The sequence below is a fragment of the Pseudomonas sp. MAFF 730105 genome, from assembly GCF_055380705.1.
Genome location: NZ_AP018438.1, coordinates 228,059 through 240,162, shown reverse-complemented (window position 1 = coordinate 240,162; position 12,104 = coordinate 228,059). Strand labels below are relative to the sequence as shown.

The window sequence follows — 12,104 nt, the reverse complement described above, 5'->3', positions numbered from 1 at the left end:
GAATGCCCCTGGTTGCCGCACAATTTTCTTATTGAATGCTTCAGGCCTGTGCCTGGCTGACGCCTACCTGTTGTAGCGCCATGGCCAGACTGTCGACTTGACGTTGCTCAGTGTCCTTGATGTGTTGCAATTGCTGGCCCAAGGTCGGTGCGCCGAACATCCCGCGCATACCTTGGGAAACATCCCCCCCCTGCATCGACGCGTTGCCGAAGGCATTCATCGACTCGTTATCGGTGCCGGAATCATGGTTGAACAAGGTCGAAATGGTGCTGCTGCCGAACACCCCGCCATCGCCGCCCCCAAAACCGAGGAACCCTTGACCCGAGCCATCGCCGGCGGCATCAGTACTGAATACCTGGGCGATATAGCTTGGCGCCAGCTCGCCACGGTTGATGAAAATATCGCCTATAGGCCGCAGACCGCCGCCCACATCACGCTGTTCGAACAGCGGTGGGAAGCCCAACGGCGAACCCAGGTTGCCCGTCGGTGGCGTGAAGACGATCGGTTGCAACGGCACATCGGATGGCGGAATGACCGTGACGGGATCCGATGTCAGGAACTCCGGCGGTGGCTTCACGTCGTTGGGCACCACCGTGTCGATTGCGTAATTGTTGGACACCGCCACGCTTGCCCCGGCGTTGCCCGCCACGTCGCTGACGTTACTGGTGTCCAGGGCGATGAAGTTGCTCGGGTCGGTGAGATTCACCGTGGGAGTGAAGGTCGCTGTCCAGGTCTTGCCACCATCACTGCTGGTCAGATTGGTCAGTTCACCGTTGGTGACGCTCAGGTCCGACAGATCGAAACCGGCCACGGCTTCGCTGAAGGTGATGGTCACCTGGGTCGTCTCACCCACAGTCAGGTTTGAATCGGCGACCACGATGGTCGCGGTCGGCCGGGTAGCATCGAGTACGTAGTTGCTGGAGATCGCGATACCCGCGCCGGCGTTGCCGGCCATGTCCTGCACGGTGCTGGCGTCGAGCAGGATCAGGTTGGTGGCGTCGTTGACACCCGCCGAAGGCGTCAGCGTCGCCGTCCAGGTCAGGCCGCCGTCACTGCTGGCCAGGTTGGACAGCACACCGTTGGCGACACTGAGGTCCGACAGGTCGAAACCGGTCACCGCCTCGGTGAAGCTGATGGTCACGGTGGTGGTCTGGCCGATGCCCAGGCTGGTATCGCCCACCACGATGGTGGCGCCCGGGCGCACCGTGTCGACGGCATAGTTGTTGGAGTTCACCACGCCGACGCCGCTGTTGCCGGAAACGTTGACCACGCCGCTGGTGTCCAGGCTGATCAGGTTGCTGGTGTCGGAAATTCCGGCGCTCGGGGTGAACGTCGCCGTCCAGGTCACGCCACCGTCGGAGGACGACACATTGCTCAACGTGCCGTTATTCACGCTCAGGTCCGAATTGTCGAAGCCGCTGACCGCTTCCGAGAAGGTAATGGTCACCTGCGAGGTTTCCCCCACCGTGAGTGAGCTGTCCGCTACCACGACAGTGGCGGTCGGCACCTGTGTCTCGACCGCATAATTGGCCGAGTTGGTGGTCCCTGTCCCGGCGTTGCCGGCCGCATCGCTTACGCCGGTGTTGTCCAGGACGATGAGGTTGGTGGCATCGCTCACGCCTACGGTCGGCGTGAACGTGGCGGTCCAGGTCAGGCCACCATCGCTGCTGCTGACCGCGCTCAGGCTGCCATTGGCAACACTCAGGTCAGCGTTGGTAAAGCCGGTCACGGCCTCGGAGAAGGTAATGGTCACCTGGGCGGTCTCGCCCGGCCGCAGCGTTGAATCGTTCAGCACAATGGTGGCGGTCGGACGCTGGGTGTCGATGGCATAGTTGTTGGAATCGGTGGTGCCGGTGCCGATGTTGCCCGCCAGGTCGGCGATACCGCCGTTGGTGAGGGTGATGACGTTACTGGTGTCGTTGATGCCGGCACTCGGCGTAAACGTCGCGGTCCAGGTGATACCGCCGTCACTGCTGCTCAACCCGGTGACCGTACCGTTGGCGACCGTCAGGTCGGCCGTGGTGAAAGCGGTCACCGCCTCGCTGAAGGTGATGGTCACCAGCGAGGTCTGGCCAGCGCCGATGGCGGTATCGGCCACGACGACGGTCGCGGTGGGGCGCACGGTATCGACGGCATAATTGTTGGAGTCGGTGGTGCCGACCCCGGCGTTGCTCGCACCATTGCGCACGCCAGTATTGTCCAGGGTGATCACGTTGCTGGTATCGGAAATACCGACGCTCGGGGTAAAGGTGGCCGTCCAGGTCACGCCGCCATCGCTGCTGCTGACGCTGGTCAGGGTGCCGTTGCTGACGGTCAGGTCACTGTTGTCGAACCCATTCACCGCTTCGTTGAAGGTGATGGTCACCGTCGAAGTTTCACCGATACTCAACGACGAATCGGCGACCACGATGGTGGCTGTCGGCACGTTGGTGTCGACCTGGTAGTTGTTCGAACTGGTCGTGCCGGTACCCGTGTTGCCCGCCGCATCACTGAAACCGGTGTTGGTCAGCGTGATGACGTTCGTGGTGTCGACGATCCCGAGGGTCGGCGTAAGGGTAGCGGTCCAGGTGATGCCGCCGTCGCTGCTGCTGACGGCGCTCAGCGTGCCGTTGGCTACGCTCAGGTCCGAGTTGTCGAAGCCGCTGACCGCCTCGCTGAACGTAATGGTCACCAGCGAGGTTTCGCCGACGCTCAACGCGTTATCGGCCACGACGATGGTGGCGGTCGGGCGTTGCGTATCGACAATGTAGTTGTTGGAATCGGTGGTGCCGGTGCCGGCATTGCCCACACCGTCCACGACACCGGTGTTGTCGAGGGTGATCAGATTGCTGGTGTCGCTGATGCCGACGCTCGGAGTGAAGGTGGCGGTGTAGGTAATGTTGTCGCTGGTGCTCAGCCCGCTCAGGCTACCATTGGCAGCGGTCAGGTCGGCCAGGGTGAAACCGGTCACCGCCTCACTGAAGGTGATGGTCACCAGTGAGGTTTCGCCAGCGGCAAGTGCCGTATCGGCAATCACCACGGTGGCGGTAGGACGTACATTGTCGATGGCGTAGTTGTTGGAGTCGGTGGTGCCACTGCCGGCGTTACCCGCCGCATCGCTTACCCCGGTGTTGTCCAGGGTAATGAGATTGGTCGCGTCGGTGGTGCTGGCACTCGGAGTGAATGTTCCGGTCCAGGTAATGCCGCCGTCGCCGCTGCTCAACCCGGTGACGGTACCGTTGGCCACCGTCAGGTCGGCGGTGGTGAAACCGGTGACCGCCTCGTTGAATGTAATGGTCACCAACGAGGTTTCGCCAACACTCAACGTGGGGTCGGCAACGACGATGCTGGCGGTGGGGCGCTGCGTGTCGATGGCGTAGTTGTTGGAGCTGGTGGTGCCGCTGCCGGCGTTGCCCGCCGCATCGCTCACCCCGGTATTGGCCAGGACGATCAGATTGGTGGCGTCAGTGACACTGGCGCTTGGGGTAAGCGTCGCGGTCCAGGTGATACCGCCATCCGCGCTGCTCAACCCGCTCAAGGAGCCGTTGGCGACCGTCAGGTCGGCCAGGGTGAACCCGCTGACGGCCTCGCTGAACGTGATGGTCACCAGTGAGGTTTCACCCGCGCTCAGCGCGGTGTCGGCCACTACGATCGTCGCGGTGGGGCGCAGCGTGTCGATGGCATAGTTATTCGAGTCGGTGGTACCCGTGCCGGCGTTGCCAGACAGATCGGCAACGCCGCTGTTGGCCAGTGTGATCAGGTTCGAGGTGTCACTGATGCTGGCGGTCGGGGTGAGCGTCCCGGTCCAGGTGATGCCGCCATCGCTGCTGCTCAGTCCGGTGACGGTACCGTTGGCCACCGTCAGGTCGGCGGTGGTGAAGCCGGTCACCGCCTCGTTGAAGGTGATGGTCACCAGGGAAGTTTCGCCAACGCTCAGCGCGGTGTCGGCTACCACGATGGTAGCGGTCGGGCGCAGGGTATCGATGGCGTAGTTGTTCGAGTTGGTGGTGCCCACCCCGGCGTTGCCGGACAGGTCTGCGACGCCAGTCTTGTCCAGGACCACCAGGTTGGTGGTGTCGGTCACATCGGCATCCGGGGTCAGGGTAGCGGTCCAGGTGATGCCGCCGTCGCTGCTGCTCAACCCGGTGAGGGTACCGTTGGCCACCGTCAGGTCGGCGGTGGTGAAGCCGGTCACCGCTTCGGAGAACGTGATGGTGACGGCCGAGGTTTCACCGCTTTTGAGTGCGGTATCGGCCACCACAATGGTCGCCGTCGGCGCCACGGTGTCGTTGACCACGTAGTTGTTCGAATCGGTGGTGCCCACGCCAGCGTTGCCCGCCAGGTCGACAACGCCGGTGTTGTCCAGGGTGATGACGTTGGTGGTGTCGGCGATGTTGCTGGCCGCCGTCAGCGTGCCGGTCCAAGTGATACCGCCATCAGCGCTGCTGAAGGCACCCACGGTGCCGTTCTGCACCGTCAGGTCGGCTGAGGTAAACCCCGTCACGGCTTCGGAGAAGGTGACAGTCACCAGGGATGTGCCGCCGGAGTTCAGACTGGTATTGGCCACCACGACAGTCGCGGTAGGCGGGGTCAAGTCCGGCACATAGTTGGTGTTGATGGTCCCGCCGTCACCGTAGACGTTGGCGACAGAGGCCGGCGAGGTGCCCGAGGTGCCCGCACTGCCGCCCCCGGTACCGCTGCCGCCGACGTTACCTGACAGGGCCGCGAAGTTGGCGGCGGTGATCAGGATGGTCCCCTTGTTCCAGATGGCGCCAACGCCGACGCCGCCCGCACCGCCGGTGTGGGTGTAGCCACCGCCAGCACCGCCGCCGCCACCGCCACCACCGGCGCCGATGTTGTTGGAAATCACCGAGTTGCCAATGATGCGCAGGGTCGCGCCAGTGTCGTTGTAGATGCCGCCGACCGCGCCGCCACCGGCACCGCCGACCGCGTTGTAGCCGTCACCGCCACCACCACCGCCGATGGACAAGCCGGCGCTGGCCGCCGTGCCGCCGGCCGATCCAGTGCTATAGCCCGGGTAAGCGGCACCGCCGGCGCCGCCCGTGGAGTTACCACCCCGCCCGCCCATGTTGAAGAAACCACCGCCGGCACCGCCCTGGCCCGTCGAACCGACGGAGCCCGTGGCATTGATCGTGTCGCCGCCCCGGCCGCCCGTACCGCTGCCGACCGCGCCGCCGCCACCACCACCGCCGCCGGCATATTGCGGCGTCACGCCACCACCGCCACCACCGCCCGATGCGGCGTTCGCGGTGATCGTGACGTTCTTCAGGGTCAAGGTGCCGGCGTTGTAGATACCACCGGCCTTGGCGACCGCAGCATCGACGCCACCATTGCCGCCGTCACCCGCCACCATGCCACGGGTGATCACCAAGCCATCGAGGGTCGCCGTCGTACCGGACGTCACGTTGAGGACCTGGGTGCGGAATTGCCCATCGAGGGTGACATCGGCGACGTTGTCGTTATTGAGGTCGCCATCGATGGTCACGTTCTTATTGACCACCAGCACCTGGGTCAGCGCGACGGTCATGCCGCTGCTGAAGGTCACGATGTCGCCGTTCTGCGCAGAGGCCAGGGCCGCACGCAATGAGCCGACGCCGGTGTTGGCGTTATTGGTGGCTGTCCAGGTGGCGAGACCCCATTGATAGTCGCTCATTGCACTGGCAGACAGCACATTGGCGCTTTCGATGTTGCCGGTGGCGATTTCCAGGTCCCAGTCGCCCCCCAGGCCGGTACGGTCGTTGGACGCGGCCACATCGCGGCCGGTCAACTGCGCCAGCGAATCGACCAGTTCCAGGCCACGATCACCTTGGGCGGTGTAGCAGCCGTAGATCAGGATGTCGCCACCCGCGTTCATGTCCTTGCCGATCTGCGCCAGCACCTCGCTGCGGGCCTGGACGTTTTCCGCCGACAGATAGGCGTTGCCCAACCACAGATCACCGGCGTTGCCGTGGGCGATGATCTGCACCGAGCTGACTCCCTGGTGGGTATCCAGGTAATCGGCGATCTGTTGCAGGCCGTCCTTGGTGGCGTCCAGTTGCACGACCTGGGTACCGGGCGCCACACCTTCGAGCAGGCTGGCGGCATCCTTGACCCGGGAATCGACGAATACCACCGACTTGCCCGGAACGGCGGCCTCGGTGGCATCGGTCTGGCCCTGGGCCGCGTGGGTATCGGTGGCCTGATCGGCCGTGGGCGTCTTGGCCGCGTCGGCGGTCGGATGGGTGTCCGGCTGCGCGGCATCGGCCACGGTCGCGGCGACAGCGCCGTCGAACAGCATCCGCGGCTCCAGAGACATGATCATTGGCGATGCCAGGGCCTGTGCACCCTCGATTACCCGCGATTTACCTTTGCTCCACCACATGACGTTCACCCGGACTCGAACTGCTTGAACACGCAAATGAAATAAACCGCGCTCAACTGAGCGCGGCGTCGGTTTTCATACGAATGACATTGGCGGCGCTGGCAGACCCATCGCGCCAGAACGACAACTCGGCATACTTTTCGAACAGATCCGGCGGCAGCAGGGTCCGTCGCGCTTGCGGCGCGACCCTGGGTTTGACCTTGTGCAGGCCGGCAACGCCCAGGGCCAGATCGAAGGCCGGTGCGTCGTAGGTCAAATGATTGAAGTCGTGTTCGAACCAGGGCTCGTCGATGAACTCGTAGATCAGCCGCATCACCCGCTCGGGTGCCTGGCTCAACAGGTCATAGTCGACGATCAGCAATGACTCGGCGTTTTCGCCGTAATAGGCTTCCTTGAGCGCTGTCCACGCATACCCCACGAGACGGTTGCGCTGGGCCAGGGTTTCGCAGCGGCTGTAGACGGTGTTGCGCTCGTCATCATCGTTGAACAGCTTGGTGTTCTCGAACGGGTTGGCGCGGTAGAGCCGCTCAAGACTGTCGAGCACCCAGGCGACGTTGCGCACGCAGGCGATGGTCTTGGCTTGGGGGAACAGATCCTGCAGCGCGGGCAAACGTGCGCACCACTGGCGGTTGGTGTCGAAGATGACGGGCTTGTCGGCCTTGTCGGCATAGTAGGAGTCGAACAACCCGCGCAGCAGGCGACGGCGCAAGTCGGTGTCGATCACCGAACCGAATTCGCTGCCGGCACTGCATTGCTGCAACACGCTGCTGAACAGCGTACCGACGGGGCTGGTCATGCCGGCGTGAAAGCGCGGGTTCTGCAAAAGAATTGCAGAAAGCAGGGTCGAACCTGAGCGCGGCAGACCGGAAATAAAGTGAAACTTTGACAATCCCTATCACCGTTTGTAGTCCGTTTGTGTCCGAAGAGTAGACGAGGAAACAAACCTCGACTAGTACTACTTTGATATCAAATACATCTGAGCCTGTAAAAAAGATGGACGGTATAGGTCCTCCCTCAACCTGAATCGATTAAGCCAAGCGTCAGCCATTTTCAGTCCTTGGGCAGAACGAAATAACCCCGTCTACGCTCAGCCGTGCGTGACCAGGCCAGGTGATCACAGCTTTCCCGTTGTATCCGCCAGATACCACAGACCAACAACCTGAAGGATGAGGATTCTATGGAAGTATTCATCGGTACTATCCAGCCGTTCGCTTTCAACTTTGCCCCCAGGGACTGGGCCTTGTGCAACGGGCAAACGCTCAGTCTTGCCCAATACCAGACCTTGTTTGCCCTGATCGGCGTGACGTACGGCGGCGACGGCCAGACCACTTTTCTGCTCCCCAATTTGCAGGGGCGGATGCCCATGGGCCAGGGCAACGGCCTGGGGCTGACCCCTCGGGTGATCGGCACCGTCTCCGGCACCGAAAACGTCACGGCGACGCTGAACAACCTGCCCAACCACACACACGCCCTGACCGGTATAACCGCCGCAACCACCCTGCAACTGGCGAACCCGGCCAGCAACCCGGTGAATACGCCAACGGCCACCAACTCCTTCATCGGCACCTCGGGCACAGGGCCGGGTGCGGCGAATATCTATTCCGACCAGTTAGGTGCTTCGCCGGTACCGCTGCAGGGTGTGACCACGACGGTCAGCGGTACGGTCGCCCCTACCGGCAATGGACTGCCGATGGCAATCATGAACCCATTCCTGGCGATCAACTTCAGCATTGCCCTGCAAGGCTACTTCCCATCCCGTAACTGATGATCCACCGGAGGACTACGGTCCTCCGGTCCGTTGGAGTATCGACATGTTGCAAGAAGTTCATAGCCACCATTTCCAACCACTGCTGGGCCTGACCAGCAGCCTGATCCTGCCCGACGGCAGTTGCTTACCCGTGCGGATCGAAACCCTCGAACAAGCGCCTCGGGCGAAAATGCCCAACGCAGAGCGCATGCCCTTCAGCGTCGAATTCAATAGTTTGCAGGCCACTGATTTCGTGGACGGCTTGTGCTCATTGGAAGTGCCCGAGCTGGGCAGACTCGAAGACGTATTCGTGTCGCGGATACCCCCCATGGGACGGGATCCGACGGTGGGATATTTCTACATTGCATTCAACTAGCGTGAGCCATCCGAGTGACCCTGTGGGAGCGAGCCCGCTCGCGATGATGGCGGCACATTCGACAAGAATGCGACTGACCCACCGCTTTCGCGAGCAGGCTCCCTCCCACAAGGGATTTGTGGTGCCCACAGGCCTAGTGGCCGATCCACGAATCCCACCCGGCAGAGCACGACAACCGCGTCTAAGCTCAGCCGTGCGTAACCAGACCAGGGACGGAGTCGAACTGAACGCAATTTTCCCCCCTGGCGATACCAGAACGATAACCTGAAGGACGAGGAATCTATGGAAGTATTCATGGGCACTATCCAGTCGTTTGCCTTTAATTTCGCACCCAGCGGCTGGGCGCTGTGCAGCGGGCAGACACTTGGCATTTCGCAATACCAGGCGCTGTTTTCACTGATCGGCACCTACTACGGAGGCAATGGCCAGACCAACTTCATGCTCCCCAACCTGCAAGGCCGACAGACCTTGGGCCAGGGCAACGGCCTGGGCCTGACCCCGCGTGTCATCGGCGAGACTTCCGGTACCGAAAACGTTACGGCGACATTGAACAACCTGCCCAATCACACCCACACCCTTACGGGTATTACGGCCGCAACCACCCTGCAATTGGCGAACCCGGCCAGCAATCCACTGAACGCGCCAACGGCCACCAACTCCTTCATCGGCACTTCAGGCACCGGACCGGGTGCGGCGAATATCTATTCCGACCAGCTAGGTGCGTCGCCAGTACCGCTGAAAGGCGTGACCACCACGGTCAGCGGCACGGTAGCCCCTACGGGCAACGGCCTGCCGATGGCAATCATGAACCCGTTCCTGGTCATCAACTTCAGCATTGCCCTGAACGGTCTGTTCCCATCCCGTAACTGATTTTTCAATCGCAGGGCGGCGGCCCTGTGGGAGCAAAGCTTGCTCGCGACTGCGACAAGTCAGGCAGCAACAATATTGACTGGTCTGCCGCTATCGCGAGCAAGCTTTGCTCCCACACAAACGCCTCCCACACACTAAGGAATATTGAGCTGTCAGTTCCCTTTCGGATACCAGACCAACCGCTCCGCCGCCGGGTTGCGCTCCTGGACTTCGAAGCCCAGTGCCAGGTAATGCCGACGTGCGTGAGGGTTGCTGGTCCAGACCACGGTCGCCACCGGGCAGCGGATCTGCTGCGCGGCTTTCTGCACGCCTTGCAACACCGTCCGGCCATAACCCTGTCCACGGGCCTGGGGAATGAAGGCCAGGTACAGCACGCGAATTTCATTGGGACCGAAATCGGTGCTCAAGGCGCCGATGGCGGTACCCAGTTTTTCCACGACGTAATGCATGGCATTGGGGAAGTTGTCCCCCAGCCCCTGCTCCTGCACCTGAAACTGCTGGGCGATCACCTGCTGCACCTGCTCGTGCTCGCCATCGATCCATTGCAGATCCGGTCGCGCCGCCTGATAAAGACTCTGCAAGAATGGACCGTCACTGACCCGCGACGGCCGCACCACCAGTCCCTCTGCCGCTACTGACTCCATGTGCACTCCTTAGAACCCGCTTTCCCTCACACCCAACGCCGCCAACCGACGCCAGGCCGCTCCCAATATCGATTCGCCCTGCCCTTGCAACACCACGACGCCCCGCAGCGGTTGCGGCGGCGCAGCTTCGTCATCGATGGCGCTCAGGCGCACGCCATATTGCGCCTGCACGGGCTCGGCCCGCTGTTGCGAATCGCGGCGCACGGCAATCGGCCCATGGTGATCGGACGTCAACGCCTGCTGCTCAACCCAGGCGGCGCCATTGGTGTCGACTTCATTCAGTTGCACGGCAATCGAAGGGTGCATCGGATCATCGGCGATGAATCGCCCCGTGGCACCGGGCCCGACCCGCCAAAGCTCGGCCTCGGTAAGGTAGCCGCGCAAGCGGGAATCGGCCTGCACCACCCGCACCAGCGGTTGCGTGGGTGACAACCAGCGGCCCACCGCCAATTGCGGCAGCAGATCACGCACCTGGCCGGCATGGGGCGCACGCAGCAACAGGCGCTCACGTTGGGCGACCAGGCCGCGGTACTCGGCGACGGCTTCGGCCAGTTGCTGCTCGACGATGCCCGCGTCGGCGGCGGTTTCGCTACGGCCGGCCCGGCGGCGCATCTGCAATTGCTGGATCTCGATTTCCCGGCGCACGATGCTCAGGCGTGACGCCATGTCCGGCGACTCCAATTCAATCAACACGTCGCCCTGGGCCACCACCTGCCCATCGTGCACATTCACCTGTCTGACCCGTGCCGCCACCGGCGCGTACAAGGCACTGGCACGTCCGGCCTCAAGCATCGCCGGCACTTCCACGGCGCTGCGCCAGGGCAAGAGCAAGGCCAGGATCAGCGCCAGCAAGACCAATCCAGTCAGCAGCACCCGCGGCCCATGGGCCTGCTCGCGACGCTGCCACCATTGTCGCCACTCATTCACGATAGGCATGAAAATGAACCAGACCAATTCCACCATCATCAGGAAAATGCCCAGCACCTTGAAGAACAGGTGATAGACCGCCAGGGCGATGCCAAAGAACAATGCCGCGCGCCACAACCACGAGCCATATCCCCATATGAGCAAGCGGCGACGCATTTTCGGCGACCAGGGCTCCGGCGCTGCCACGCCATAGCCGAACAAAGCTTCGCGCAAACGCCAGCGACACAGGGCAAACGCACGGCCTTGAAGGTTATCCACTGCCCAGAAATCGCTGAGCAGGAAATACCCGTCAAAGCGCATGAAGGGATTCAGGTTGATGATCAGCGTGGTGATCCAGGTGGCGCTGGCCAGCATGAATGCGGCGGTGCGGGCCGGCCCGTCGGACAACAACGACCAGGCCAGCAGGGCGATGCACGCCAGTAGCAGTTCCGCCAGCACGCCGCCGGCGCCAATCAGCAACCGGGCCCGCCGATCATTGATCCGCCAGGCGTCGCTGACATCGGTATAGAACATCGGCAACAGCACCATGAACGCCACGCCCATGCTTTGCACCCGGCAACCGGCGCGCTTGGCCATGAAGGCATGGCCGAACTCATGGCACAGCTTGGCGAAAAACAACGCCACCCCGAACGCAAGCGCACCGCCCAGGCTGAACAGGTGTGGAAAAGTCGCCAGGAACCGCTGCCAATCCCGTGACACCAGGAAAATCCCCGAGCCCAGGGTCAGCGGCAGTCCATAGCGCAGGATCTTGGGCCCGAACCGTGCCAGCCAGGGCCAGGCGCGGTTGAGAAAGGCGTCCGGACGCCACAGCGGGATCCGGAAAAACAAGTATTGATGCAACAGGATCTGCCACAGGCTCTGGCGCCGGGCGGCCGTCTTGAATTGATAGCTGTCGCGCTGTTGCGGGTCCATTGCGCTGATCAGATCGTGGCCACGCAGAAAGCCCAGCAACTGCTCCAGGGACTCGCCATTGAGGGGCAGGCCCGGTTCACGGTTCGCGGCTTGCAGCACCCGTTCCGGGTCGCCCAGGGACCAATGTCGCAGCATGCGCATCGCCGCCGCGCCAAGCTTGAAGTAACGCCCGCGCACCGGATCGGCCAGGGTCCACTGAGGCGAACCATCAGGGTCCGGCGCCGCAGGGGACAGCTGCAGGTCCGGCCGCAGACTCGGCAGCGCCAT

The 12,104-nt window shown here is 62.8% G+C and carries 7 protein-coding genes; 3 read left to right on the top strand and 4 right to left on the bottom strand.

Annotated elements, in window-relative coordinates; translation table 11 throughout:
* Positions 1-40: 40 nt before the first annotated feature.
* Together PCOSP_RS01020 and PCOSP_RS01015 are read right to left on the bottom strand one after the other, a co-directional pair.
* A complete protein-coding gene (locus PCOSP_RS01020) occupies positions 41-6,361 on the bottom strand; it encodes an Ig-like domain-containing protein (protein ID WP_464710110.1) in 6,321 nt (2,106 codons plus the stop codon).
* 52 nt (positions 6,362-6,413) lie between these two features.
* The gene (locus PCOSP_RS01015) at positions 6,414-7,250 is read right to left on the bottom strand and encodes a sulfotransferase family protein (RefSeq protein ID WP_047700034.1); all 837 of its coding nucleotides are present in this window, start codon (positions 7,248-7,250) and stop codon (positions 6,414-6,416) included.
* A gap of 288 nt (positions 7,251-7,538) precedes the next feature.
* On the opposite strand from PCOSP_RS01015, the gene PCOSP_RS01010 reads away from it, so the two are divergent.
* The 3 genes from PCOSP_RS01010 (at position 7,539) to PCOSP_RS01000 (ending at position 9,354) form a co-directional block, all read left to right on the top strand.
* Positions 7,539-8,126, top strand: a complete 588-nt coding sequence (locus PCOSP_RS01010) for a phage tail protein (protein WP_139646172.1) — start codon at positions 7,539-7,541, stop codon at positions 8,124-8,126.
* A 46-nt stretch (positions 8,127-8,172) separates the two neighbouring features.
* Positions 8,173-8,484: a DUF6916 family protein gene (locus tag PCOSP_RS01005; RefSeq protein WP_139646170.1), complete on the top strand. Its 312-nt coding sequence runs from the start codon at positions 8,173-8,175 to the stop codon at positions 8,482-8,484.
* Positions 8,485-8,766: 282 nt separating this feature from the next.
* Positions 8,767-9,354, top strand: a complete 588-nt coding sequence (locus PCOSP_RS01000; protein ID WP_139646169.1) for a phage tail protein — start codon at positions 8,767-8,769, stop codon at positions 9,352-9,354.
* Between the two features lie 152 nt (positions 9,355-9,506).
* Here PCOSP_RS01000 and PCOSP_RS00995 read toward each other — a convergent pair whose 3' ends face one another.
* The gene (locus PCOSP_RS00995) at positions 9,507-9,998 is read right to left on the bottom strand and encodes a GNAT family N-acetyltransferase (RefSeq protein ID WP_139646167.1); all 492 of its coding nucleotides are present in this window, start codon (positions 9,996-9,998) and stop codon (positions 9,507-9,509) included.
* 9 nt (positions 9,999-10,007) lie between these two features.
* Entirely contained in the window at positions 10,008-12,104 is a 2,097-nt protein-coding gene (locus tag PCOSP_RS00990) for an efflux RND transporter periplasmic adaptor subunit (protein ID WP_175361991.1), read from the bottom strand.

Bases quoted from the DNA above. Each gene is read 5' to 3' on its own strand.
- PCOSP_RS01010 (WP_139646172.1), top strand. From the start codon at position 7,539: ATGGAAGTATTCATCGGTACTATCCAGCCGTTCGCTTTCAACTTTGCC.
- PCOSP_RS01020 (WP_464710110.1), bottom strand. From the start codon at position 6,361: ATGTGGTGGAGCAAAGGTAAATCGCGGGTAATCGAGGGTGCACAGGCC.
- PCOSP_RS01000 (WP_139646169.1), top strand. From the start codon at position 8,767: ATGGAAGTATTCATGGGCACTATCCAGTCGTTTGCCTTTAATTTCGCA.
- PCOSP_RS01005 (WP_139646170.1), top strand. From the start codon at position 8,173: ATGTTGCAAGAAGTTCATAGCCACCATTTCCAACCACTGCTGGGCCTG.
- PCOSP_RS00995 (WP_139646167.1), bottom strand. From the start codon at position 9,998: ATGGAGTCAGTAGCGGCAGAGGGACTGGTGGTGCGGCCGTCGCGGGTC.
- PCOSP_RS00990 (WP_175361991.1), bottom strand. From the start codon at position 12,104: ATGGCGCTGCCGAGTCTGCGGCCGGACCTGCAGCTGTCCCCTGCGGCG.